This window comes from Rhodopirellula bahusiensis (assembly GCF_002727185.1).
Lineage (GTDB): Bacteria > Planctomycetota > Planctomycetia > Pirellulales > Pirellulaceae > Rhodopirellula > Rhodopirellula bahusiensis.
This window is the reverse complement of the sequence record NZ_NIZW01000036.1, coordinates 1-26,363: the sequence shown is the minus strand read 5'-3', so window position 1 is coordinate 26,363 and position 26,363 is coordinate 1. Positions and strand designations below refer to the sequence as shown.

The following is a 26,363-nucleotide window of genomic DNA, read 5'->3' as shown; positions in this document are numbered from 1 at the left end:
TCGCTGTCATTCCTTGATGACTTTGAACCGTAGTTTCGGCATGCTGGGCGGAACTTCTGTCGTCTTGTCCTTTGGTTCTCCTCCGTGGAGAAGGAAGTACGTGTCCATTCCATTGTCAAGAATGAAATCCGCCTTCTGCCATTCGCTCCAGGCGGAAGGAGATGGCTTCGCTGGATGATTGATTGAAAACACAAGCGTTTCGCCTTTCTCGTTTTCAACAGTCACATATCGATGCTGGTTTGCATAAATCAGAGCATTGTGTTCGTAAAGGACGTGCTTGCCCTGTGTCTGCAGTTTGTTCTCGGCAATGCGTACTGAGCTCATTCCTTGATCCGTGATGACTTCAAGAGAACGGTATTGATTTGCAGACTCCTTGTTGAACTGGATCTGAAATACCAATGTATGACTTAGAGCTTCTCTCTCCACCGCCCACTGCTTGTCTCTCTCCTTGCGGGCTTTCTTCTCTTCTTCTGTCGGTGGGCCGTAGATGGCGTCGAGTTCACTGTCCAACCACCAACCAATGTCTCTGAGTGCAGGGTACTCTTTCGAGGGTTTGTATTTCTCCGGGATGCCCTTCATCTGCCCTTTTGCGTTCAGGTACGCCTCAATGTATTTGAGGGTGTAGTTTGAAAGGCAGTCCTTGATGTCGTCTCGCGAAACCTTCTCCATCATCCTACGCAGACAACTGTTCGAGCGAAGCTGCGTTGACTGGGAACCCAGGCCACACATGTGTGTGGTCAAGAAAACGCAATAGGCGATCTTCTTGTTCTTGGGCACGGCGTGGCCATCACGGTGCATCACGCCGAGATTGACAAATGCGTCAGGATTCTGCTTATCAAACGCCTTCAGCCACCAATCCATGGCTTTCGTGTGATCCTGTTCGACTCCAGTTCCTTCGTAGTAGTAAACGCCGAGTTGCACCATGGCCTTGTCATCGCCGTCCGCGGCAAGGTCTTCGAGAATGTCGACCGCTTCCTCCGTCTTGCCTTCAGCCATCAGGTTGACAGCGTCCATTCCGGTCTCATCGGCACCCAGGCTGGTTGCCGCGATACAGGAAAGAATCAGCATGATGAGGGGAAGGGATAGAAGGCGTTTCATGGGCACCCTTTTCAGCGGACGGTATCAATCACCTGGTTGCGGCGGTCAACCATCAAGACTGCGCCGTTCTTGATGCATCGCTCTGTTCTGGCTCTCTTGGTCTGCGAGCAACAGCGAATTACGACGCGATACGAAAGGTTAGCAGCCTGGGAATTTCAATGCAAATTCGCTGTCTGAATAGAACATCCACCTATCCGCATGACCGAAAGAAGGTCACCAGAAGTTGCGAGTGAGCAGCAAGACACAAGCGAGTATTGGCTGCACACATCAATGATCCAAGCAAAGCAGGCGTGATCAAGGATCCGAAGGAACACCGCTCCGGCAACCACCATCACCCTCCGAGGTCGTGCCGTCTATCACGGCCGCGTTTGAGCCGATTCCAAAAGACGGCGGTGTTTCGCCACTGCCGGATGAATCGATCGGGGATGCGTTCAACGAGAATCGACTGGTCCATTGCTGTTTGCCTGCGTTGCATGCTCGAACCAACGAGGGACTGAGCGGAAAACAAGTGGAGTAGGCTTCCAGCCTGTGTTCCGCGCAATCACAGGCTGGAAGCCTATGCCACCATTTCATACCGAAACCTATTCTTGGCTCGTTGCATAGGTATCGCCGGGCATCGGGCATCGACGGGGCGCGACAAAACGTTTGAGGTGTGGCTCCGGGTTTCGGCAGGGCTACTCTTTTTTCGTCACGGTCGCGTGTGGCGGAAGCAACCTCAGCAACGCGATTCGGGCGTTGAGTGTGTCTGCACGTGCGGCCAATAAGACTTGCCTCTCGCAAGTCCCTTGCGCGAAACTGGCGACCCGGTATTGCTCCATGCGAAGTCGATTCTTGATGAGCTGCCTGAGCGTCGCGATTCGCTTCGATTTGGTCGCGGAGCTTTCCAGCCGTGCATTCAGCAGGTCGTGTTCGGCATTCAACATGTCATCCAGCGATGCTTTGCCGTTTTCGTAGCTGGCCGTGAGTTGTTCGAACCGCTCTTGCAGAATCTCGTCCCTTTCGGATTCAAGTTCGCGTATTCGATCCTCAACCGTTTTCTTTTGAGTCGGTTTGGCTGTGTCGTCAGCGATCAAAGCGGATGCGAACGAGGTCGCGCAGAACGCGAGCAAAGCTGCAAACAGAAATTTTCGCGATGTCATTTGGCGTTCCATTGGGCTGGACCAATCAGTGAGAGAATCGGTGGGGATCATCGGATGGCGACGAGAGAATTGTCCATTGGACAAACCGCTTGAGCCTGGCGTGATTGGTTCCCGCGCGATCACGAGTCACTTGCGAACAGCGTTCAAATTCATCCTACCAAGGCAAACAGTTCGCCGGTGATTGTACGCAGCACCAAGAGACATCGCCGATAAAGGACGTTGAGACATGGTGCTCGAGCGAACGTGCGGACGTTAATTGCCGGTCGCCCCCGCGCGGATGCCCCGCGTCTAGCGTGCCGAAGGCGATTCACCGGGCCGCGCATGCAAGCCAATTGCCTCAGCGCTCACGAGCAACCCAGCCACCACCCACAACATTTTCGAACCTCACATTTTCTGACCCAAACTTTCGCTGGTTGCCGGTGCCGAAAGATCGCTTGGTCACGTGCTGTTTCGCTCGGTGAGAAGCACCGTTCGTGAATTTCCGATTCGTGTCACGACACGATTAACGATTGCGTCGGTCCATCTCGGCGAGAGTGCGCCCCATCCAGCTTGCGTCATGGTCCTTTTCGATTGGCGTTTCTACCAGCGCGCGACAACGACGGGCAATGAACTCAAGACCAATCGAACGTGCATTCAGTGATTGCCGGTCACCCTCGCGCGGACGCCGGACTTCCACTCGTTGCGGTCCGGACGACTTCGAACCAGAGCCAATTACGTCGGCGCATAAAAAAAGCCCGGGCCAGTTGGTCCGGGCGATGTTCGAAGAAGTACCGAAGGAGGGACTCGAACCCTCACTGGATTGCTCCAACTGGATTTTGAATCCAGCGCGTCTGCCAATTCCGCCACTTCGGCTTCTTCTGAAAATATTGACGGGTCCGTTGGCGACCACGCGAAGATAGTTTCGCGGGGGAAATGTCTTCGCAAGGAAGACGTGCCTGGCCCATCAAGACGGGGATTATGTCGGAGCCACCTCGATCCCGCAAGACGGGTTTGGCCGAACTTCGAGGGCGAAACCCTTCGAAAATGATTCAGCTAGAATGGGCTCAGAAATTCTCCCGCCCCATGCCTCGCAGAAACAAACACCATGCTCCGACTCCGACTCCTTCCCGCCGTTGCCCTTTCGCTGGCAACCCTGTCGCTCCCAACCTTTTGCCCCTCCAGTTTCGGTGAGGAATACCTCAACGGAATCACCTGGCAGGCGCCTCCGATCGTCACTCCAGGAGCCACCGCCGCCGACCCGCCCGCCGATGCGACGGTCCTATTCAAAAGTGCCGACGACGTTGAAAACTGGAAGAACATCTCCGGTTGGTCGACCGACGGCGAAAATTTGGTTGCCGGAAAGGGAGCTATCACCACCAAGGCAGAATTTGGCGACTGCCAGGTTCACGTGGAATGGTCGGCTCCGCTGCCGGTCAAAGGCAACGGACAGGGTCGCGGCAACAGCGGGATCTTCCTGATGGGTCGCTACGAGATTCAAGTACTCGATTCCTACGACAACGAAACGTATCACGACGGCCAAGCGGGCGCGATCTACAAGCAAACTCCGCCGGCGGCCAACGCGATGCGTCCGCCAGGTGAATGGAACACCTACGACATCTTCTGGACCGCACCTCGATTCACCGAATCCGGCGAACTGGAAAGCCCCGCTGCGATCACCGCGGTCCACAACGGTGTGCTGATTTTGAACCACTTCGAACTGAAAGGTGACACGCCTTACAACCGTCCACCGGAATACAAAGCTCACGCCCCCAAGGGTCCGATCACGATCCAGGATCACGGCAACCCGGTCCGGTTCCGCAACATTTGGGTGCGTGAGTTCCAACCCGCTTCCGGTGAACAAACCCGCGAACCTTTCCTTCGCGACGGCAAGAAAGAAACGCCGATCAGCGAAGCCGAATGAGCTGAGATTGAGTGACCGAACAAAACGGCGCATCGCCGTTCCGGCCAACTTGAAAGACTGTCGCCGATCGACTCCGCTCGATCGATCAGCAGGCCAAGCCAACGCTTCAGAAAAAAGCGTTCCTGCCCCGCGACAACTTCTTAGACCGCCCGACCTCATCGGGCGTACGCGGAAAGTTCATCAAAGTCAAACATGACTGGTCACTGATGAACCAACTTGATCGATCGCAAGCGGAACCCCATCGACCAAGTTGAACGTTGCGAAACCAGGGGAGTTCAGGACCGCTCCGGTCGGCCTGAACGAAGGTTTCACCACACGCTTCCGTGGTTTGCTATCCGTCCGAGACACTTAGGCGTTGAAGCGGTTTTTCGACACCCCAGAAATTCTTCCCAGCGGACCCCGACGCTCATTTAGCAACCATTCATTGGTGTCGCCGACGCCCTTAGAGGATTCTAAGAGAAATTCCCGGGAATGCTCTTTACTCGGACCGGGCGAAAATAATAATTCTCGCCACACCCAAGAGCCAGATAGGAGATCGCTGACTCCGGTTCTTGGCCTTTTCTTCAGCATCGGATGACACTCCCCAATCTTCAGGGAACCCAGCAGGCAATCCACGCCTTGCCAGTTTAGACGTTAACGCACTGACTTTTCTGATGGTCGATTCCGGCCTGAGTTCGATTGCGTCCCATCCCCAACTCCATTCGAAAGATCCGTTCGTGAACGGCACGCTTGCATTGGTGGCTTTTGCCGCCTCCGTGTGCGCTGCGGCTATGGTCGAAGCGTACTGGTACCGTCGTCAACTTCTCAAAATCCCTTTTCGAATCCACGTCAACGGCACCCGGGGCAAGTCCTCGGTGACACGATTGATCGCCGCGGGTTTGCGTTCCGGTGGCATCCGGACGTGTGCAAAAACCACAGGCACGTTGGCTCGGATGATCCTTCCCGATGGGAAAGAACTTCCGATCTTTCGCCCCGACCGTGCCAACGTCATCGAGCAAAAACGAATCGTTCAAACTGCGGTCGGGCACAACGCCGATGCGCTCGTGATCGAGTGCATGGCTTTGCAGCCGCTGCTTCAATCCGTTTGCGAATTGAAGTTGGTTCGCTCGACTCACGGAGTCATCACCAACGCTCGCGCCGACCACTTGGACGTGATGGGACCAACCCGCCTCGACGTTGCTCGAGCCTTGTCAGCGACCACGCCGATCAGCGGCAATATGTTCACGGCGGAAGACCGAGCGGACAGTTTGTCGGTGATGCAAGAAGCGTGCGACGACCGCGCCAGCCAACTCATGGTGACCACGGCGGACGACGCCAATGCAATCACGCAAGACGAGCTGGCTCGGTTCAGTTACCTCGAGCATGCCGAGAACGTTGCGCTCGCGTTGAAGGTTTGCCAGTCCATGGGCGTCGCTCGCGAAGTCGCCTTGCAGGGGATGTGGGATGCTCAACCTGACCCGGGTGCGATGCGTGTTCACGCCCAAGAAGTTCACGGCGATACGTGGCACTTCGTCAACGCGTTTGCTGCCAACGACCCGGAATCAACCACACGAATTTGGGATGCGGCGTACGACTATTTCCCCGGCGTCTCTCAACGAGTGCTGGTGATGAATTGTCGTGTCGACCGCGCCGATCGCTCGACCACGATGGCCGAAGCTGTTGCAACTTGGGCCCCCGCGGATCGCTATGTGATCATCGGATCAGGCACCGACATTTTCCTTCGTCGATTGCTGAAACGCGGGATCCATCCCGACAAAGTTCTCTGCTTAGGAAATTCGTCCGGTCCCGAATTGGTCGAGTCGGTGTTGGAATCGTTCCGCCGCGAACAACGCGTAACAACCGCACCACGACCACACTTCCAAAGTGGCACCGCGGTCGCCGAGCGAACGGAAGAAATGGAATCGTCGGCCATGATGCTGATGGGAATCGGCAACGTCGCCGGCCCCGGCATGGCATTGGCGGATCACTTCGGACAGGACCAGGGGTGGGAACGTTTCCGCACGCCTGTGACACGTCCGGCACGAGTCTTGGAGATGGTTTGAGATGGAATGGCTCGCTTTGTCGATCGGCATTGGTCTGGTCGTCAGTTTGATTTTCACCGAAGCGTTTGGCCTGAGCGTCGGCGGGATGATCGTCCCGGGTTACTTGGCACTGGCATTCGATCAACCGGCGACGATCATCGCCACGATCGCTGCCGCTTTGGTGACGGCGTGGGTCGTCTACCAAATCGATCGTTGGGCGATCTTGTTTGGTCGACGACGAGTCGTGTTGACGATGGTGGTCGGTTTCGCGATCGCGGCCATGCTGCGTTCCATGGTGGAACTCGCCTTTCCCGCGATGCCCGTTGGCGTTGTCGTGGAAGGCAGCACCTCCGCCGCATCGATGATGATGGCCGGAACAACGGTCATCGGTTTTGTCATTCCAGGGTTGGTCGCTCTCTGGATTGCTCGCAGCGGCGTGGTGCAAACCTTGTCGCCGCTTGTGATTGCGACGTCTTTGGTTTACTTGGTCTTGGTGACCGCAGGTGTTGAAACGCTGGTATGAAAAAACTGTATTACCGTCCGCAGAAAATCTCTTCGGGTTCACTGCTGTTCCTTGCCGCCCTCTCGGTGGTCACGGTTCTCGCCCTACGCGCCATGCCCCATCAAATGAGTGGATGGAGCACGATGGTGGCGGGCCTGTACGGCATTCCTGATCTGAAGGAACGCATGCTGGAAGCATCCGAACGTGCCAACACCGCGTTCGATGCGATTCACACCAAGCGATTGGAACTCGGCCATCCACTGTTGGATGCGCAAGACCCAGCCGACACCGGTATGGTCGGACCATCGATGTCGACCGTGACGACGCTGCCTGGTCACTTACCCGCCAAGCAAACCTCCATCAATCCGAATTTTGCCGCCGTGGCGATGCGATTGTTGGTCGACGCGGGCGTTCGGCCTGGCGATCGCATTGCCATTGGTTGCACCGGATCGTTCCCAGCCCTCAACATCGCGGTCTATAGCGCCGCCGAATCGCTGGGGGCTCGTCCGACCATCATCAGCAGCGCGGCTTCGAGCCAATTCGGGGCGAATTCACCGGACATGATGTGGCCGGACATGGAGAAACTGTTGGCCGACAAGTCCATTTTGGCCTATCGCAGTCTCGAAATTTCGCGTGGCGGTTTCCGTGACCGTGCCGCCGGAATGAGCGATGACACACGAGCGATCTTGGACGCCGCGATCCAGCGAAGCGGTGTGCCATTGATGGACAGCGTCGACGACACCGATGCAATCGAGCGACGCATGGTTGCCTATTCAAAAGCCGCCGAAGACGAAACGTACGCCGTGTACATCAACGTTGGCGGTGGAGACGCATCGGTCGGCGGTACCGAAGGCAACAACAGCATCGGCGAAGGCTTGATCACGCCCAAGCAACTGGCGACGATTCAGAAGAAGGCCAGCACACCCGAAGCGGTCGACTGTGTCGCGACTCGGTTTTTGGCATCAGGCGTTCCGGTGATCAACATGATCAACGTGGTCGCATTGGCGAACCAATATGGGTTGCCGATCGCATCGACCACCAAGATCGAAGTCGGCCAAGGAACCGTGTTCACCATCATCGACCCTCGCCGAGTGCTGGCACTCATCGGGATCTTTTTCATCACCGCGGCGACCGCGATTGTTGTCAAACCACCGCACCGATTGACCGAGTGGCTGCAAGGCAAAGGCTGGTTCGGCGAACAACCCAAAGATCAACCGCAGTACATGGTTTGATTGGTGATTGTTCCATTGACTGGAACCGATGGGTGGCCGTTCGAAGGACGCGTTTCTACAAAGGGAACGCGTCTTCTTCTTCCTGATCGGCATACAACGGCATGTGCCGGTAATACACTTCCAAGATCATCGTTGCAAAGGACGTAGCGGCCAATCGCCCGCCTTCTTTGGGGCCGGTGTGCATCCCGGCTTGTGGGAAGTACCAGCTGCCTTTGCTGCCACCGGATTGAGACTGGGTCTCGACCAACCAATCTCGAAGCTCGGCGTTGAACTTATCCCACTCGGGGCCACCAACGTGACGAAGCACCTGAGCGGCATAGTAGTCGTAGTAGATGTTGTCCTTGCGAACGCCGATGTCGAGCAAGGCTTCGACACCCTTTTGCAATCCCGGATGATTCTTGTCCCAACCCAAGTACATGCGGCATAGCAACCCAGCCGCCGTGCAGGCCGGTCGGACTCGCGTGGAAGGCGATTGATAACCGTACATCGCACCGCCATTGGATTGAACCTTGTCCAAGAACAATGTCGAACCATTGATGGTTTGTGGCGGCACAATCAGGTGGCCCATGTAGGCACTCTTCAACGCCATGACTTGCCAGCCCACCACCGACGTGTCACCGCCGGAAGCATCGCGTGGCCGGTATCGCCAACCGCCGTCGGCACACTGAGCCGTGACGATGTAGTTGATCGCTTGCTGCGTGGGTACGGCGAGAGCGGGGTCTTCCGTCATCGCATAGGCTTCGCTCAACACGATGGCGGCTAAACCGTGCGAGTACATTCCATTGCCGGATGATTCCGACAAATCCAACACGGGCAAACCGCGGACTGTGCCTTGTTTTCCATTCGCGATTAAAAACAGCAATCCGCCACGAACGACGTTTTTGAACTCACCGGCGTAGTGCGTCTGCCCAGCACCAAGGAATGGCAACAACGCCATCGCGGTCGCGGCGTTGACGGCTCCGACTCGCTTGGGTTCACCTGGATCACCGCACTGGCCGTTGCAGACCAAGTTGTGTTGGAACGTCCACCCGCCGTTGGGAGCTTGATGCAGAGCCAACCATTTCAACGCCTCCGTGACCGCCGCTTCGCTGGCAGCCGACCCGCCATATTCACGAAGCAGTTTCTTTTTCATGTCCATCGATCGGCTGTCCATCGCCGTCATCGACATGGACGACAGCGTTTGCAACGTCTGAGCGACGGGGGCCATGTCAGATGCCAAATCGGTCATCTCCATCGGCATCGAAGGCATCTCCATCGCCACATCGACCTGCAACGTTTCGGTCGTGTCGAGAGCTTCGGACAGCTCCACCGGTTCGGAGAACTCATCCATTTCGACCATCTCACCGGGATCGATTTGTTCAATCTGGAACTCCTCGATCTCGGGACCTTCTTCGCCCGTGGCCGCCGCCGACAACACGTTCACAATTTTGACTGGGTCGGCAAACGTGACCAATCCAAGAATCAGGATCACGCCGATGTGGAACAGAGTGCTGATCAACCAAGCGGGAGCGGCTTTCAGAAAACCCATGCGACGGCGAGGTGCGGTGTCCGCTGCACCCAACGTTTCATCAGCCAAGGTTGCGTCGGCGAGGTCGTGATCAGGCAAGGACGTTTCCGAAACCGTGGCCATCAATCATCCCATCTGAAGAGGAGTCAAATCTTTGTCCCGACAAGCGGAGAGAACGGAGCAGCGTCCGCGAGCAACAAGGCCTGTCGTTCCGGCTAACTTGGCACAGCGTGCAAGGAACAATCCAAGACTGTTTCCGAACGCGAAAAGGTGCCGATTTAGCAATCTCTCATTGTAGCTGAAACCGTCGAAATCGCCGCCAAACGATCGCTGGGTGAAAATAGAACGCCACAATCGGCCAAATGTACCCGTCGCAATCGATGCGTCCGGCCCCCCGTGTGGTCCCAACGGCCAATCAAGCCATCCCCTAACGGAGCGATTTCAGCTTCGGAAAACGATTCGCGATTTGATCGAAGCGAGTCTCTCCGATCGATTCAATGTGCTCTCGCCAAGTCATCGTGGGATCCGGCGCGACGTAACCTAGACCACCCGCCATGGCGTGATCGATCGTCTTCTCAGAAGCCACACCCGCCTCCGAAATCGCGTCAGCCTCCCGACACATCGCCGTGGCAAACATGTCCGCGATCAGTTGCGTATCCCCCTGGATCTCAGCCGCACCAAAATCGTCGCGGGAGTACCGTTCCATCAGAGTACTCGCTTCATCCGATAGATCATCGCCTTTGCGAGAACCGTCGTCGGCATAGTCATAGAAGCCCTTCTTCCCGGCAACGCCAAGCAGCGATCGCTTGACCATCGCGGGCAACAACGGCGACGGATCCATTCGGTGCGGGAACGATTGCCAAACCACTCGACCGCCGTCAAACGCCGTCCGCGGTCCGATCAAGTCAATCAATTCGAACGGCGACATCGGCATGCCATACCGCAGGGCCGCCTCACAAATGGTGGAGGCCGACACGCCAGCACACAGCAACTGCATCGCGAGATTCAGATAGGGAGCCAGCATGCGATTGACGACAAAGCCAGGCGAATCCAAGACTCGCAATGGAGCCTTCTTCAAATGTCGAACATGCTCTTCGCAAGCCGCGATGACCGAATCGCTGGTCCCCGGATGAACGATGATCTCCGCCGCGTGTCGCCCGACCACCGGCATGAAAAAATGCATCCCACAAAAACGCGACGCATGAGTGTGCATTGCACCAGCGATCTCGGTGATCGGCAGCGTCGACGTGTTGGTGGTCAGAATTGGCGACCGAGAAAACCAGGTTTCAACATCGGCGAAGAAGGCTTGCTTGATCGGCAACTTCTCTGCAATGGACTCAATCACCATCCAAGTCGGCGACGCATCCGATTCGACGATGTCTTCGCTGGGAATGTGGGGCATCAAATGCACCACGGGAATCGGAATCAACGCTCCCCATGGTGAAGCTGAATCGGCCATGCCATCGGTTCGCTGCAAGACCGCGTCGCAAGCTTCTGACAAAACCGCTTCGTCTCGATCCGCCATCCAAACTTCGCATCCCGCCAACAAATGATCCGTGGCGATCGCGCGGCCGACGACTCCTGCGCCAACCAACAAAACTCGAATCGACTCCGCCACAATCAGCGATTTCCCGTCGCGTTTTGGCTGGACTCTGATTCGCTGGATTTGGATGCCGCCTTCGCATCGTCTGTCTTCTCCGCGGGCTTCTTTTTGTCTTTGCTTGGCAGCGGCAAAATCGATTCATCGGGCGGCGTGGTCGCCGTTGGATCATTTTCGAACTGAGGCACCAAAACCAGTCGAACGGACGTCGCTTGTTCAGGAATGTGCTCGGTGAAAGCCAAGAACAACAAGTTGCCGGCTTGGGCACTGCTGGAAAACGGCACGTCCAACATCGCACTGCTGAAGTTGGACACGCAAATCATGTCGCCCGAATCCGCCGAGTAGTGAGTGACCTTGTCGACCGGATCCGTCCAAAGTTGACTGCCCGCGAAAACCCATTGTTCGGCCAACGACTTCTTGGTTTCATTGTTCTGGACCCACGACCTCGCGTCGGCCACTTTGAACTTGCCAGCCTCGTCGCGCCAAGTCACCCAAACGGCAACCGGTTGGCCCGTCGGCGGTTTGAATTCAGGATCGTAGGAGACCGGCGTTCCCGACTTGGTTCCCAAAGCCAACAAACCCGCGTGAACTTCTTTGCTTTTCGCGAACGCGGCGACGACCGATTCATGTTCTTTTGTTCCGACCGGGCAAGCGAACATTTCCAAGCCACCTTTTCGCATCGTCACGTAGCCATCGATGTAGATGCGTTTGGCTTTCGTATCGATCCACAAATCAGGAAGCTTCGTGATCTGCTTGGCTCCCGGAGGCGCCGCGTACTTGTCCGCCATCGCTCGCATTTGCCGGTCCCACTCTTCCAATTCGGCTTGGATGGCAGCGTCGTCATAGGGATCGGGATCATCGGGTGCGGCCACGCCCAGCGAACGTTGATCCTCGGCATCGGAGGCCTGCTCCGTCCCCGCGTTGTTCTGACCCGAATCGTCTTGAGCCCTGACGTTGGTCGGACAAGTGCTTCCGATCAACGTGAACAGCATCACAGCCAATACGGTCAGACTCAATCGGCCACTCCTGATGACTTCCACGCCCGCTACCGGGGGCCAAGTCCATGGATTGGATCGCAAATCAGATTGTCGCAGGCCGGAAACAGATTTCATGGACATGAATTTCTCAATCACTCAAGTGCGGGGAGTCTACAACCAGCGCCGCCCGGTTAGACTGCGTAGCCAGTCGAATCGTCGGTCAATGAACGGCGAAAGAACGCTCAATCAATCTGCGAAGGTATCAACCTTCGATTGGCGTTCTCACTGGGAGGAGACCGCCTCAGAATCACGGATGGATTCACCGTTCATTCCATCGATTATTCCCTGCGTTGCACCTCGGGTCCATGACACTGACCAAACCGCCATCGAAATCAAACTCGTCCAAGAAAAAGGCCGCCGCGACCAATCCCGCGCCAGCCGAGGGAATCACGAGTGTCACCCCCATGCCCGATGCGGCCGCTTGGCAGGCATTGCGCAAAAAGATCGAAACCCGAAGGCAACGCCATCCCGCCACCAAACTGTTTGGCGACGATGCGATCGACGGCCAAGTCTACTTGTGGGGCCTCGCGTCGTTGCTCAAGGGGCCTGTCGATGAACTCAGCCAACAACTGGCGTTTCTCGCGACGGCCAACGCGGACCAAGTCGCGACGACCGACACGGATTTGATTCCTGCCGCGGAAATGTTTTTGGAAGCGTCCCGCGACGGACGCTCGGACTTGGCCGGTGATGTCGGCTGCATCCTGTGGGCGTCGTCTCTTCCCGCACTGACATCGATTTTGCCGCTGCAACTTTGGTGGAACCTGCTCGCCGAATTGCAACGCCGAGTCGCATCCACGCTCGCACACGACGCCCCCCAGTCGCCGCATCATTTGTTGCTGGCCGGCGAACTCGGGCTGACTCTTGCGCACCGCTTGGCCGACATTCCAAGCTGCATCGCTCGCGGAAAGCCATCCGCTTCGGCGGTCCAAGCCTACCTGGATCACGAAGACTCGATTGACGAAGCCTTGCGAACGCCGCGTGCGTCGCGAACCGTGATGGCATCGATCATTCGCTGCGAAGAATTGATGCGAGTCGTCGCGAAACGCAAATTCAAAAAGTCTCACCAAGCCACCGCCGAAGAATTGGCCGGCTGGATCGCCGCAACCAGCCGCGTCGACGGATCACCGGTCCTATCGGAATCCACTTCACGCGATGTCGCTCTCGATCACGTCGGATTGGTCTCGCGAGCCAAGAAGTCCGTCAAGAAGAAAAAGAAGTCGACGACAAAGACGAGCAAGCCCGCTCGTCCGATCGCTCCCGCCGGATTGATGGGCCGGGCGATGAAGTACGACACCGACTCTTTGCTGCCCGCATTCTCCGCTTCCTTGGGTCAAAGCCAAAGCGGCGGCCGGTTGGCTTGGGAAATTTCGTTGCCCGAATCAATGTGGCACAGCGACGTGGCCGGTTTGGTCGCGATGCTGCCGGAATGGGATGTTCGCCGCGGTCGCACCTTCATTGACTACAGCGATGAAGTGATGCAAATCGAAATCATGGGCGGACGCCGCACCATTTTTCGCGGGCCTCTGCAAACAACCATCGAACTGGACGGAGTCTGCCAGCACCCGAAAGGAGCTTGGCAGGCCACGTGCGAATACACCGACGATGACGTTCACTACTTGGAATTGGAACAGTCCTACACCGGCGGTGTCGTCTTGCAGCGACAGTTCATGGTCATTCGCGATGACCGATGTGTGATGGTGTCCGATACTGTCTTGCCCGCCCAGTTCGAACCGAACCCCAACCCATCGTTGACTAACTCAGTCGACGATGAATCGAACGCGGCGTCCGCTGCAGAAAGCCCCTTCGGTTCGCTGTCCGATGTTCAGATTCGATGCGTGACGCGATATCCCGTTTCAGAAGATGTCTCCGCGAATCCGGATCAACAAACTCGCGAAGTTTATTTCCACGACAACAAACGTCGCGCGATGATGTTACCGTTGCCCGCGGCTGAATGGCGAACCGGTGCCACCGACTGCACCGCCGAACCCAGCGAGACTGAAAACGAGTCGCACTCGGTCGTCGTCACGACCAACGGAATCGGCGCCGTCTACAGCCCTGTGTGGATCGATTTTCAATCGCGACGTTTCCACCGCAAGCGGACCTGGCGAACACTGACCGTCGCCGATGATTTGCAGTTGATTCCCCGCAACATCGCCACCGGATTCCGAATTCAAATCGGCAGCGAGCAATGGATGGTTTATCGTTCGCTAATTGGCCGACGACCTCGATCCGTTCTCGGCAAACACTTGGTTGCCGACTTCTTCGCCGGTCGTTTTCACCCGGGCGATGGAGGCGTGGAAGAACTCGTCACAGTCGACGACGCACCTCAAGACTGATTCACTCGATCGAATCAGTTCAATTCCATCAATCGTTCGGCGACGGATCGAAGTGCCGAATTGATTTGCCACTTGGAGTGATCACGGTCGCCGGCCACATTGCTGATCCCGCGAACGACCATGCACGGTGTAGATGTCATCTGGCAAGCCATGGCGACACCGAATGCCTCCATGTCTTCCGCGATCACAGAGTCGCGATCGGTCTCGCCGGCGAGGTTTCGGCGACGAGACGCCATCGAGTCCTCCGACGACGCGGCGCAGACGCTTACCAATGTGTTCTTTGGTGTTTTCTTTCCCGTCGCGTTGCCGGGACGAGCCAACTCAATTTGGTCACCGATGGATTCTTGCGATTCGTCATCGCCGCTCGCCCATTGTTTCCAACCGAGTGTATCGGCGGAAACAAATTCGTCGCCCTCGCCGACGCCGATGCCGTCACAAATCGCTTCGTCAAACCAATGAGCTGATCCGACGGAGGCCGCATCCGACAATCCGCCCGCGATTCCCGCCAAAATGACTCGTGTCGGTTGATGCGTTCGGATCGCTCGCATGGTCGCGGCGGCGGCAGCCACCAACCCGAACCCGCAAAGCTCGCAGTGCCAACCTTTCATCGACACTGCTCGCAGATCCAAATGGTTCAACAACTCGGCCCGTTCACCCGAAGTTGGAATCAACAACAGCGTCGAATCAGCGCCCGCCACGACGAATTTCCGATCCCAAGAACCGAATTTGGAAGCGGTAGATCTTCTTCGTCACGCAAGTGATCTTGCCGGTTTCCAAATCAAAGTGATCGGGAGTCTCGGCCAAGTTGATGTTTGCGACCGCGCGGAACCCACGCTCCGCGAACACATCGATCACCATTGCCAAAGTCATTGGGTCTTCGAAGATCGCGTCTTCACTGTTCACGACCGCCAAACCAGCGATCGCGTGACGACGCACAATCGGCATGAATCGACTTTGGATGATCTCAATCACATGATGGAACAACTCACGATGTTCCAGTTCATAACCGTCCAGTCGACGAACCAATTCTTGGCGGGCATGCACGCCAAGTTCCGACGCCAGCGGCAGGTGCCTAACCGCGTCGTAGGTTTCTGGATCCAATTCCAGCGAAGACTGATACTCGAGCTCGCTGCGAATGTTCCGTTCCACTTCCGCGATGTCGCCACCGGCGTCGATGAAGTGGTAGTGATAAATCTTCTTCAGCGACTGCAGCGCATCCCAAGTCTTTTCCTTGAACACGCGATAACGTCGTTTTGCGGCCGTCGGATCCAAGTCCGTCAAACGCAGCTCGAGTGGCTCGCCGTCGTTTTCGGTTTCGACACGTTCGTTGTGCTCGGCAATCTTGCGACCACGAAGCAATTGACGTTCGATGCTGGTCTTTTCGTCAATGAACAACACGACCGCGTGAACGGTTGGCTTGCGAAAGTTGATCGCTAACGGCGTCGAATGATACTCGCGATAAAGTTGATTCATTTTCTGAACCAACTGGTGCAAACATTCCACCTGAACACGAGTTCGCGGGAATCCATCGAGGATGCATCCGTCGCGATACTCTTCTTCCAAGAGCTTGCGGAACAAGATCCCGACAACTTCGGTGTCGCCGACCATCCCGCCGGCTTCTTTGATGCGTTTTGCTTCGGGGGTGTCGAGCAGACTGCTGACCACGATCGGATCGCAGGTCAAACCACGAGCCTTCGAGATAAAACCGCTGTTGGTTCCCTTGCCCGATCCCGGTGCTCCGCCCAACAGAATCAATTCTTTGGTGAACCGCAAATTTTCGCGGCCGTACTCTTCCTCCAAGTCGTTCCAAACGTTGGTGAAGATCACATGGGCGTCTTTGACTTCCAAATCTTCCACAGAATGTGCCGCCGCAGCGGCGACCGCTTCGTCGGTCACCAATTGGGATGCTTGATCTTCAGCCATGTCCGCGACCGAGTCCGGCACATCCGGATTGGCGATTTCGGGGGTTTCGTCCAGTGAGTCCATGGCAGCAACAGGATTCATACAACGCGGGAAAATTGAAAGGAGACACCCCGCATCGTAACCAAGGTTGGATGCAACGCGAAGCGTCATTCACTCCGGCGACGCCAGATGGACGATGGGATAGGGCGTAAAATCCGTTGCAACCCGCAAAGCGATTGGTCGGGCGGGATCCGCCCCCGAAGCGGACTCATTTTTCAGCGTGATCCAGACCTTGTCTTTGCCCAGAATCTGGTTCCTCAGGACGCGAGCAAAGCCGGGCTCGATCCCATCGCTGCGTGTCCCCATAACTTCATCGCCAATCTCGCGAATCACGGGTTCCAACCTTTCACCCGCCGCACGCAACTTTTCGCGAGCCTCGGGTGAGGTCCATACATTCACCCAAACCTGTCGCAATCGTTCGTTGTCGACGATGGCTTCCATCACGATCGTCCGCAGCAAATCGCGAGCTTCGTCGTCGTTGACGATTTGCAGTGCGACGTCGCCAAGGCGTTCTCGCAACACATCGTTGGCCGCTAAATCACGCAGGATCGCTTCCACCGCCTCGGCGATTTCGTCGAGATGATTCTCCACGATTGGAACGACTTCTTCCTCCACAAATCGTGACCACTCCTCGCGAACCAATTCCCGTTCGGGCAGCGGTGCACTGTCGTAGAGTGCCCGCCAACCAAATCGCCACAGCGAAGCCTTCCCCCAAATTTCGCGACCGATTTCTTCCGCGGGTCCTCGTCCGTGAAGGCGCAGCACCGGCAACACTTCCGTCCGGACGAGCGGAACCATCTGACCCTGAATGATGTCCTCACGAAAACGAGCGGAGATGGTTTCAATCTCGGCATCATGACGTCTCAGCGACGCGGCCAATTCTGATTCGATGACCGGCAAACTCTGACGAACCGTTTCAAACACCAGCGGCAGCATCGCTTCGCTGATCTCTTCACCGTGCTCGCGCATGGCAGCCGAAATCTTCTGAGCCAACTGTTCTCGCTTGGGTCGCGGCAACAACGTCGCGATCACATCATCGACTTTGCCCGATGACCGATGCAGCGTCGCCTCAATCGGCTGACGACGGTCCCAAAACGACGTTTCGCGGTCCTGATCCAACGGTTCATACAAAGACAGCGTGGCGGTTTTGGTATCCGGGTCGACTCGCAAAACGTGCCCGACCTGATGCCACTCATCCGCACTCACATCTTTCGCGAATGCGGCGTCGCCAACACTCAGCGCGGCTGTCGGATCCGACAGTTCGACGGAATCCGTTGGCGTCCAAACGGCCGACACCAAAGGCTGGGCGCCACCGCGAGACGATGCGACGAGCCAACCGCCGACGACGACAAGACACCCAATCCAAAACACTGCACCGAGTGAACGAATGGTTCGAGTTGTCATACAGAATCTTTCTTGAGTGCTCGCAGTCGATCGACGTAAACCGCCGCGACAATGATCACACCCAGCAGAATGTTTTCAATGTGGTTTTCCAGCCCCAACGAGGTGCAACCATGAGCAATCACGCTCATGATCAAGACACCACACAGCGTTCCAACCACGCTGCCACGACCACCCAGCAATGATCCGCCACCGATCACCACCGCGGCGATGATCTCCAGTTCCAATCCCATCCCCGCGGATGCATCACCCTTTCCGAGTCGCGCGATGTCGACACATCCGGCCAAACCAAACAAAGCTCCCGCGATGACGTAAACCAAGATCTTTGTTTTCCGAACTTTCACGCCGCAAAGTCGCGCAGTCGCTTCGCTGGATCCGATCGCGAATACATGTCGTCCGAACAGCGTTTGATGCAGCAACAACGCGGTTCCAATCGCGAGCACGATCGTCAACCAAACGCCCCAACCAAAATTAGGCAGTAACGGGTAGGCAATCCATTCCGGGTTGGGAAACGGCGTGACCGATGCCCAAAGCCATTCAGGAATTCTTTCGGCCTTCGGTGTGATCGTGCCACCTTGCTCGGACAGGCTCTTGCCCAACCCCATGAAGATCGTCATCGATCCCAACGAGATAATGAAGGGCGTCAATCGCAATCCCGCGATCAAGATGCCATTGAACAACCCACACAACGCCCCGGCACCGATGGCCATCGCGAGAGCCGGAAAAATCGACCATTCACTTTTGAGCGTCAGCGCCGCGACACATCCACACAGAGCCGCCGCCGTGCCCGCGGACAAATCGATTCCGCCGCTAATGATGATCAACGTCATTCCCAGCGAAGCGATGCCGATCTTGACGCTCTGAATGCCAACCAATCGCACCGACGACATGGACGTGAAATTTCCGTCGCTGCCGGTTGCCCATTCGGCAACGGCAAAGAACAGAATCACGATGACCAATGCCAACATCGGTCCGGCGGTATTCAACCCTCGCTTCAACAACGCAGTGACTTCCTTCTGAGTGATGACCGATCGCGAAGGGGCTGGCTTTTGCCGAACATTGCCGCTTCGCAAACACAAGCTGAGCAGTGTACCAGCGCAAACGCTCCGGTTCAGTCGGGTTGTGCGGCTTGCGCAGTCGTCTTGGCAAACATGGGAAACCTTACCGGCAATTCGTCTCAGTGAAACGGCAACGGCGGGCCGATCGATTCGTGTAGGCGGCAATTGGCAAGGATGTCAAGCCATTGTTGACTTCCCTCCCTTGTCATTCACCCAGTACCTGCTGTGTCCAGAAACCCATCCAACTTTCTGCGTGTCCACCGTGGCGACCATGCATCAGATTCTGCCAAGCTTTCCTCCAAGCAAAAGCAGATGAAGTCGCATGGCAAACGTGCATTGGTGACTTCCGGTGACGCTCATCGTTTGGCATCCCAAGCCAGCGATCTGGCGGATCAATTGCAGGCACAGCAATCGATCCTGCGTCAGCAGCAAGTCGAATTGGCGATCCAAGCCACCATGGCTGCCGGTCACTCCTCCCGTCGCGATCCAGCCGAGAGCATCGATCGATTGCTCGGCGACGCAACGTTGGCGACCGGCACCACAGCGGCCGCGGTTTACTTGCTCGACGACGACACCGAGTTTCTCGCAACTCGATTCGTCTTCGGTTTGTCACCCGCAGAACGCTTGGGTTCACAGCGTCCCCTTCGTGGTGCTCGCGGTGACTTGGAAGCGATGGTCAAGGGATTGGTAGCGATTGACGACATGGATCTCGGCCCCATAAACACATGGCGTTCACCCGAACCCTTCCCATCGGGAATCTGCGTGTGTTTGGGCGAAACTGAGATGCCAATTGGCACGATGTGGTTGTATGCCGCCGCGGTAACGGCATTCAACGACGTGCACACCGCCGCGGCCCGTTTGGCCGCATCCAACTTGCAGCAAACGTTGCTCCGCTTGGCAGAGAAAGAAGCCGCACCGGATTCCTCCATCCGGTTGATTCTGCCCAGCGACGTGATCCTGGATTCACCCCATGATGTCTCGCCCCCACTTCACGAGACTTTTGACGACATGGAACGGATCTCGGATAACGATCCCACGAGCAACTCGACTGCCCTCGTCGAGGAAAACTCCGATGGTGTTGTCCCTCCCGACACCATCGCGCCCCCCGCGGATGTCATCGGCCGCCCTCCCGCCGATGCTTCCGCCTCCGTGATTGCCCCGATCGCGGAAGACTCCTCCGATCCAGCTCCAGCGACATCCCTGCTCGAGGATCACCTGGACTTGATCGACGACGACACCTTGTTGGATGCGGCCTTGGAATCCGCCATCGAAGCTCAGTTGGTCAAAAGTGACGAGCTGATTGCCGACCTGCAGAGAGATTCGGACTCCCATGCAGACACAAGCTTCGGATTGCACACCGAAGACGATGCCAGCGATGACGCGGCTGATCGTGATCCGTCGCAGGTCCAGGATGACGAGCCAGAGCAATGGCCTCTGTTATCGGGTTACGACGAAGAAACGATGCGATTGGCAGCCAAGCTGGATATCCAAGACGCACAGTTCCTATCGGGTGAATACGATCCGGCGGAAATCGACCAGTTCGACGCCGATGCGTTGGAGTTCCATCATGGCTGGGACAACGAAGACCTGGACCGCGACGTGGAAGACGATGAATCGTTTTGCAGCGACTTCGCGGACACCAGCGATCTGGATGCGTCCGATGACGACTATAACAACATCGTTTCGTTTGACCTAACTCCGGACACGATCTCGACGCCCGAGTCGGACACCATCGACGCGATCGACGACATCATCGCACTGATCGATGACTTTGACGCGGAGTTTCCATCACGTGCACCGGAGCCGGGCAAAGACGATCATTCCATCCTCACCAATCAAGCCGTGCAGCTTGAACCGGAGTCAGAGGACGATGACTTGGCCCATCAAGTTTCGATCTGGCAGCACCAAACGCTACCAATGGGCACCAGTATCTGTCCGTCTTGGTACGCGGACGGAATGATTGAATCGCCGTTGGACGTGGCACAAAGCTGGCACCACTGGGAGATCTTGCCCGATGGTCAAATCGCGATTGCCATTTGCCAACCCAACGGCGGAGCAACCGCGAAGATCGACCTCAGCAACGTGATGGACGTGACCGTCGTGCGAGCGGCGTTGCAGGCCCACTTGGGATACCGGCACCTTCCCGCCGACGCGGTCCGCAGAGCATACGACACGCTGTTCCAAATTCGCGATCAATCGTTCGCAGGCGAAGGGCACGGCAATGTTTCCCTGCTGTACGCCCACATCGATCCTGAATCAGGGGAAACGAGGATGGCGTCGACCGGGGACTGGTCGACGCTGGCGATCTCGAAGTTTGGCTACCGCCCCGTCGGTTGGCTGGACCGCGAATCCGATCGGAACCATCGAGATCTGGGTACCAGTGACTTGGAAACAACCTGTCTGGGCAACGTCGATATCACCAGCAGCCATTTGTATTTACAACAAGGCGAAGTGTTCTTGGTCGCGGGATGCCAGTGGATGGGATTGCAGCCGACGACTGGAGTCCCCGGCTACCCACAACACCAAATCGGCACAGCGATCACGCAAGCCATGCGAGAAGGCAAGCTCACTCCGCTAGCCGCCCTGAGGAACTGGATGGCCGAAACGACGCTCAACGGCGAACGTTCCGCGATGGCTCTTCACCGAATGGGTTGAGCAGAAGTCGTCTGCAAACGAACCGCTTGGCGTTTGCCAAATGGCGATTTCATCAGTGCAAACCCTCCGTCCCAGCTTCGATCAAATATCGATTACGCTGGCGACAGGCAGCACAAAGATCTTGCCGTCGCCGATCTGGCCTTCGGTTCCGGTTCGTGATGCATCGCGAATGATCTCCACGACAGGCTCCAAGTCGTCGTCGTCGATCACCATTTCGAACGTGACCTTCCGCAGCAAATCGATCTTGTATTCGTTGCCACGAAACAAGGCCGTTTGCCCGCGCTGACGACCGTACCCGAGAGCATCGCCAACAATCGTGTCGCTGAAGCCCGCTTCATCGAGAGCCGATTGCACGTTGGACAGTTTGGTTGGTTGAATGATGGCTTGAATCAAAATCATAGCGTCACCGTTTGGCCGGTCGTCATCGAAGTTTCGATCGCCTCCAACATCCGCTGGGTCTCCAACGCCTGCTGATGATACGCTTCCCAAGGAGGCGATGGCGAATCCCAAAGTTGTTCGTCTTGTTCGGTCGCGTTGATCCAACCAACCAATCGCGAAATCATGTTGTGCTCTTGGTGGCACTCGCAACTGAACGGATGCACTTTGCCTGACGCCTCGTGCACCCATCCCCGCGCAGGCTTGTCCGGCCAAGGCCGCGTGAAGTCATCGCAAACGATGGACGCTTCTTCGCCCGCGATCTCAAACCATTTTCGCGTTGATGTGTCAAAGCCGCATGACATCGTTGCGGAAACCTCGTTCGGAAAATCCATCATCGCGGTCACGCGGTAGGGCACGCCACCACGCATCACCGATTGAGCATTCACCGTGGTCGGCAACCCATCATTGGCAAGCCGCAAGATCCCCGCCGCGTACCAACCCAAATCCAGAAGGCAGCCGCCACCCAACGAAGCGTCTTGGCGATGATCGCCGGATTGAAACGGGTTGTAGAACGAGACCGCCGAACTGACGTGCCGCAAAGCACCGAGCCGAAACTCCGCTTCGCCTTGAGGAACTTTCGCGTCTTTCACCCAAGTTCGAAACATGTCTGTTCGATCGTGATGCAACCACGCCGTCGCATCGAGCCAATGCACGCGAGCCTTTGTACAGGCGTCCGCCATCTGCTGAGTTACCGAGGACGTTGTCGCCAGTGGTTTTTCGCAGAGCACGTGTTTGCCCGCCGCGGCTGACGCGATCATCCATTCCGCGTGCAACGATGGCGGCAACGCCACGTAAACCGCGTCCACGTCGTCACGAGCGATCAACTCCGCATAACCGGACACGGCGTTGGCAATGCCGTATGAGTCGGCGTACCAACGTGCCCGCTCGGAAGTCCGACTGGCAATCGCGGTCACGCTTGCACCGGGTGTGGATTGCAAGTCCGCGACCAACCGGCGAGTGATTCGGCCGGTGCCCAAAATGCCAAACCGGACCGGTCGGCGTTCGTCTTCCGTGCGTGTGGGTTCTGGCTGCAAAATTTCAGTCGTGGTGCGTGAGGGAAGCGGATGTCATGGCGAAAGCCTAGCCGATCCCCCGGGCAATCGGCACCACCGGTCTGATCGCTCATCTCAGCGGAAGGAAACTGGTCGAATTCCGTTTTCGATCTTGCCAATCCGTCCACCGTCCCCCCTGCGTGCTAACTTTCCTACGGACGGAATTCTTTCTCGACGTATGACCGATGGATCGATGAAAACGCAACCGATCATGAACGATCAAAGCCCCCGCAATGGCCTGCACGCCATTGCCGGTCGCTTGCGTTTTCTATCGCTGGCATGCGTCCTTTTTTCGGCACTGCTTTCCTCCGGCTGTGCCAACCTTCGCCTGCCCGCGATCAATCCCACGGGCGAAACTCTCTTCGCTCCGCTTCCAACCACGACCAGCCTTGCTCTGCCGGGTTGCCTCGATGACGGAAGCTGTGGTTGCTTGGGTTGTATTAAAAACTTGGGCACCTGCTTGAAATCACCGTGCTTGGGAATCCCCAACTCGGCGTTTCCCGAACCCGAAGATCCACCGAAGTGCGTCGATCCCAATGCCACCATCGGCAGCGGCGTCGCGGACACCGGACCATGTGTTCCCGGCCCCGGTTGCTCGGGCGATTGCTTGACCGGACCGCCCGCTGTTCTCTACGGCACCGAAATCACCGCCCAAAAAGCCTGCCAGTTGCCGCCTCGCGGTGATCGCGGTTGCATCCTGCTGACGCCACAAAAGATCGTGGCTCCGGTCGGCGGTGAAGTCATGTTGTTGTCTGGTATTTGTGGCACCGATGGATACCTGCTGACTGCGGAACCGCTCGAATGGATGATGACGCAAGACAGCGTCGGACACATCATCGAAGTCGGCGACGACGATCCCGGTTTGGTGCATCGCCTGACCAATGTCCCCGTGGCAAAGAAGGAAACCCCCGGTTTCGCTCGCGGCGTGACCAGCACCAAAGAAATGGTGATCACTCGCGGAAACAACAACGCCGCCGACGACATCAAACTCGAAAAGGGCCAAACCTACATCACCGTCAGCAGCCCCAGCGAAGGAACCAGCCACGTCACCGTGTTGGCTCCCGAAAGCGATTGCTGGGATCAACGAAAAGCGACCGCGACGATCTACTGGGTCGACGCTCGTTGGCAATTCCCATCGCCGCAACGCGTTCAGGCTGGCACGGTCGTGGACTTGGTCACCCGAGTCACTCGTGCTCAGGGCAGCCTGCCCGCCCGCGGTTGGAAAGTCCGCTACGAAATCATGAACCCCGAACTGGCAACCTTTGCCGGTACCGGTGGATCATCCGTCGTGGAAGTCAACGTGGACGATTCCGGCGACGCCCTTGCAACTCTGGAACCAGTCCCCGGAACCAGCGGCAACGCCATCGTCGACGTTCGCGTGATTCGCCCCGGTGGCACGTCAGACAACATGCCTGACCTCACGCTCGGACGCGGCCAGGCCTACGTGACCTGGAGCAGTCCCCAATTGGACCTGCGAGCCGGCGGACCCGAAGTCGCGTCGTACCAAATCCCCTTCGACATTTTCGCGAACCTGCGAAACCCCGGCGACCAAGACGCGACCGGCGTCAAAGTTGAACTTGGTTTTCCCGCAGGTGTGCGAATCATCACGACCGATGCGTTTGCGAAAGTCTTCACGAACACGATCGTGTGGGACATCGGCACGATGCCAGCTCAGCAACAACTGGATTTGGCTGTCAATCTCACCTCACCTTCCGCGTTGAATTTGACGTTCCGAGCCTCGGGTGAATCCGGTTTGATCGCCGAGGACACCGTTCGCGTTGACATCTTCCGTCCCGCGTTGGCTGTGCGAGTCTCGCCCCAGACCGACCGCGTCACGGCGGGTGATCCGGTGACCTTCGACCTCGAAGTCGAAAACACTGGCGACCGGCCACTGCAAGAAGTCGAACTGGAAGTGACCGGCGACAACGCGATGATTCACCGGGAAAAGAACAGCCGCGAAGTTGGCAATAAGAAAACGGACGGCCCGTTGGAACCAGGCGAGATCTGGCAAACTAACGTCACATTCGTGCCAACCGATTCGGGGCAACGCTGCATCGATGTGGTTGCCTTGGCCGCAGGAGGCCAGCGAGCACAGGCTCAGTCATGCGTGATCGCGATCAACCCTGCTCCGCCCACACCAGCCATCACCGCAAACCTGCAAGTCCGCGACCGAATGGCGGTCGGCGACTTGATCCTCGCGACCGGACGAGTCACCAACTCTGGCGAAGTCACATTGACCAACGTGCGAGCCACGATGGCTTACGACGTGCAATTGATCCCGCGTCAAGCGACGACAGACTACCCCTACGTGATCGACACGCCATACGTCATCGCTTGGACTGTGCCTGAAATCGCACCCGGCCAAACGGTGATCTTGGAAACCGAGTTTGAAGCTCAAACGACAGCACAAAGCAGCCGCATCGTGTTTGCCACTTCCAGCAATGAAGGTGCGACCAACAATGTCTCTGACAGCATTCAAATCTTCCCCGGCACACCCAGCAACGCTCCTTTGACACCCGGTCCGGCACTTCCACCCGTCAGCCCATCGCCGAACATTCCCGGCGGCCCTGGCACAGCCCCCGCGAATCCCAACGCGGGCCGAAGCACGCCGATCCCTGGCAACAACACGCCTGCTCGAGCGGGTGTGCTGCGACTGCAAGTCTTGCAACGCGACATTTCACCTCGCGTGGGAGATCCGATCCGCTACGCCGTCGCAATCACCAACGACACCGACCTGCTCGACTCGCAAGTCCAGATCCACTTCGATATCCCACCGGGAGTCATCGTGGAAAACTTGGTGCAAACCAAGAGCCCTGAACTTTCAGGTTTGGACCGGAGCGGCAACACGATGTACTTCACCGAGATCAAAACCATGAAACCGGGCGAGACCATCGACTACGAATTGGTCCTGCGAAGCAACCAAGCCCAGGACTTCAACCTGATCCTCGAAGCCGAAAGCCGCAACGTCCCCCAAGGCATCGCCATCCGAGAACCAACCACGGTCTCGCCGTAGCAGGCTGTTGATTGAGTCGCCAATGACGTTTCAACGCATTTAGGATGGGCACTCTTGCCTTTTTGTACCCCACATCTTTTGAGAGCCGCTTGCGTTGGGAATACAAGCGGTTTAAGACCAAACATCCCTTGCCGAGGAATCATTAGTGTTTGATTAGCGGCGATTAGTGTTCCCTTGACCGCTCTGGTGGAACACTAATCCACTCTGATCGGACACTAATCTTTGGTGTTTCGAGATGTGGGGTATAAAAAGGCACTCTTGCTCGTCAGAGTTGTGGATGTCGGCCTAAAATGGCCAACCTACAACAAAATCAACAAGCTGCTAGTGCCTCCGGAACGATTTTGTGCCGCTTGATGACCTCATTTTCACCAGATCCTCAAGCAGCCAGAAGCGTGCCCTGATAGGTCCACTT

General features: G+C 57.0%; 19 protein-coding genes and 1 tRNA gene. 8 read left to right on the top strand and 12 right to left on the bottom strand.

Annotated elements, in window-relative coordinates; genetic code table 11:
• Positions 1-6: 6 nt before the first annotated feature.
• Positions 7-1,098: a tetratricopeptide repeat protein gene (locus tag CEE69_RS28720; protein WP_143549360.1), complete on the bottom strand. Its 1,092-nt coding sequence runs from the start codon at positions 1,096-1,098 to the stop codon at positions 7-9.
• A gap of 346 nt (positions 1,099-1,444) precedes the next feature.
• Here CEE69_RS28720 and CEE69_RS32625 point away from each other — a divergent pair, with 346 nt between their 5' ends.
• Positions 1,445-1,615: a hypothetical protein gene (locus tag CEE69_RS32625; protein ID WP_158231091.1), complete on the top strand. Its 171-nt coding sequence runs from the start codon at positions 1,445-1,447 to the stop codon at positions 1,613-1,615.
• 157 nt (positions 1,616-1,772) lie between these two features.
• Here the strand turns inward: CEE69_RS32625 and CEE69_RS28715 are convergent, their stop codons facing one another.
• Both CEE69_RS28715 and CEE69_RS28705 read right to left on the bottom strand, forming a co-directional pair.
• Positions 1,773-2,237, bottom strand: coding sequence for a hypothetical protein (locus tag CEE69_RS28715; RefSeq protein WP_143549359.1), 465 nt, complete (start codon positions 2,235-2,237; stop codon positions 1,773-1,775).
• A gap of 768 nt (positions 2,238-3,005) precedes the next feature.
• Positions 3,006-3,089: transfer RNA gene (locus tag CEE69_RS28705), tRNA-Leu, on the bottom strand.
• Between the two features lie 232 nt (positions 3,090-3,321).
• Here CEE69_RS28705 and CEE69_RS28700 point away from each other — a divergent pair.
• The 4 genes from CEE69_RS28700 (at position 3,322) to pgsW (ending at position 7,892) form a co-directional block, all read left to right on the top strand.
• The gene (locus CEE69_RS28700; RefSeq protein WP_099263974.1) at positions 3,322-4,137 is read left to right on the top strand and encodes a 3-keto-disaccharide hydrolase; all 816 of its coding nucleotides are present in this window, start codon (positions 3,322-3,324) and stop codon (positions 4,135-4,137) included.
• Positions 4,138-4,853: 716 nt separating this feature from the next.
• A complete protein-coding gene (gene pgsB / locus CEE69_RS28695; RefSeq protein ID WP_099263973.1) occupies positions 4,854-6,179 on the top strand; it encodes a poly-gamma-glutamate synthase PgsB in 1,326 nt (441 codons plus the stop codon).
• A 1-nt stretch (position 6,180) separates the two neighbouring features.
• Positions 6,181-6,681, top strand: coding sequence for a poly-gamma-glutamate biosynthesis protein PgsC (pgsC, locus tag CEE69_RS28690; protein WP_099263972.1), 501 nt, complete (start codon positions 6,181-6,183; stop codon positions 6,679-6,681).
• A complete protein-coding gene (gene pgsW / locus CEE69_RS28685; protein ID WP_099263971.1) occupies positions 6,678-7,892 on the top strand; it encodes a poly-gamma-glutamate system protein in 1,215 nt (404 codons plus the stop codon). Before pgsC ends, pgsW begins: the two co-directional genes overlap by 4 nt.
• Before the next feature lie 55 nt (positions 7,893-7,947).
• Here the strand turns inward: pgsW and CEE69_RS28680 are convergent, their stop codons facing one another.
• The 3 genes from CEE69_RS28680 to CEE69_RS28670 all read right to left on the bottom strand — a co-directional run bounded on the left by CEE69_RS28680 (position 7,948) and on the right by CEE69_RS28670 (position 12,117).
• Positions 7,948-9,522: a prenyltransferase/squalene oxidase repeat-containing protein gene (locus tag CEE69_RS28680; protein ID WP_099263970.1), complete on the bottom strand. Its 1,575-nt coding sequence runs from the start codon at positions 9,520-9,522 to the stop codon at positions 7,948-7,950.
• A gap of 304 nt (positions 9,523-9,826) precedes the next feature.
• Positions 9,827-10,996, bottom strand: coding sequence for a 3-hydroxyacyl-CoA dehydrogenase family protein (locus CEE69_RS28675; protein WP_233215752.1), 1,170 nt, complete (start codon positions 10,994-10,996; stop codon positions 9,827-9,829).
• Positions 10,997-11,019: 23 nt separating this feature from the next.
• Positions 11,020-12,117 (bottom strand): YdjY domain-containing protein, encoded by a 1,098-nt coding sequence (locus CEE69_RS28670; protein WP_233215751.1) that lies wholly within the window; start codon positions 12,115-12,117, stop codon positions 11,020-11,022.
• Between the two features lie 224 nt (positions 12,118-12,341).
• Here CEE69_RS28670 and CEE69_RS28665 point away from each other — a divergent pair, with 224 nt between their 5' ends.
• Complete coding sequence (locus CEE69_RS28665; RefSeq protein WP_099263967.1) at positions 12,342-14,372, top strand: hypothetical protein; 2,031 nt, start codon at positions 12,342-12,344, stop codon at positions 14,370-14,372.
• 14 nt (positions 14,373-14,386) lie between these two features.
• Here CEE69_RS28665 and mqnB read toward each other — a convergent pair whose 3' ends face one another.
• From mqnB to CEE69_RS28645, 4 genes are all read right to left on the bottom strand, one after another.
• Positions 14,387-15,070 carry a futalosine hydrolase gene (mqnB, locus tag CEE69_RS28660; protein ID WP_099263966.1) on the bottom strand — a complete coding sequence of 228 codons (684 nt, stop codon included), beginning with the start codon at positions 15,068-15,070 and terminating at the stop codon, positions 14,387-14,389.
• Positions 15,057-16,358 (bottom strand): nucleoside monophosphate kinase, encoded by a 1,302-nt coding sequence (locus CEE69_RS28655; RefSeq protein WP_099263965.1) that lies wholly within the window; start codon positions 16,356-16,358, stop codon positions 15,057-15,059. Before CEE69_RS28655 ends, mqnB begins: the two co-directional genes overlap by 14 nt.
• Before the next feature lie 87 nt (positions 16,359-16,445).
• Positions 16,446-17,738 (bottom strand): hypothetical protein, encoded by a 1,293-nt coding sequence (locus CEE69_RS28650; protein WP_099263964.1) that lies wholly within the window; start codon positions 17,736-17,738, stop codon positions 16,446-16,448.
• Positions 17,735-18,721, bottom strand: a complete 987-nt coding sequence (locus tag CEE69_RS28645) for an ABC transporter permease (RefSeq protein ID WP_233215749.1) — start codon at positions 18,719-18,721, stop codon at positions 17,735-17,737. The genes CEE69_RS28650 and CEE69_RS28645 overlap by 4 nt, the downstream gene beginning before the upstream one ends.
• Positions 18,722-19,018: 297 nt before the next feature.
• Here CEE69_RS28645 and CEE69_RS28640 point away from each other — a divergent pair, with 297 nt between their 5' ends.
• Complete coding sequence (locus CEE69_RS28640) at positions 19,019-21,448, top strand: hypothetical protein (RefSeq protein ID WP_099263963.1); 2,430 nt, start codon at positions 19,019-19,021, stop codon at positions 21,446-21,448.
• 81 nt (positions 21,449-21,529) lie between these two features.
• Here the strand turns inward: CEE69_RS28640 and CEE69_RS28635 are convergent, their stop codons facing one another.
• Both CEE69_RS28635 and CEE69_RS28630 read right to left on the bottom strand, forming a co-directional pair.
• The gene (locus CEE69_RS28635) at positions 21,530-21,847 is read right to left on the bottom strand and encodes a P-II family nitrogen regulator (protein WP_099263962.1); all 318 of its coding nucleotides are present in this window, start codon (positions 21,845-21,847) and stop codon (positions 21,530-21,532) included.
• On the bottom strand, positions 21,844-22,920 hold the full coding sequence (locus CEE69_RS28630; protein ID WP_233215748.1) for a Gfo/Idh/MocA family protein: 1,077 nt from the start codon (positions 22,918-22,920) through the stop codon (positions 21,844-21,846). Before CEE69_RS28630 ends, CEE69_RS28635 begins: the two co-directional genes overlap by 4 nt.
• A gap of 196 nt (positions 22,921-23,116) precedes the next feature.
• Here CEE69_RS28630 and CEE69_RS28625 point away from each other — a divergent pair, with 196 nt between their 5' ends.
• Positions 23,117-25,951, top strand: a complete 2,835-nt coding sequence (locus CEE69_RS28625; protein ID WP_099263960.1) for a COG1361 family protein — start codon at positions 23,117-23,119, stop codon at positions 25,949-25,951.
• The last annotated feature ends 412 nt before the right edge of the window (positions 25,952-26,363 follow it).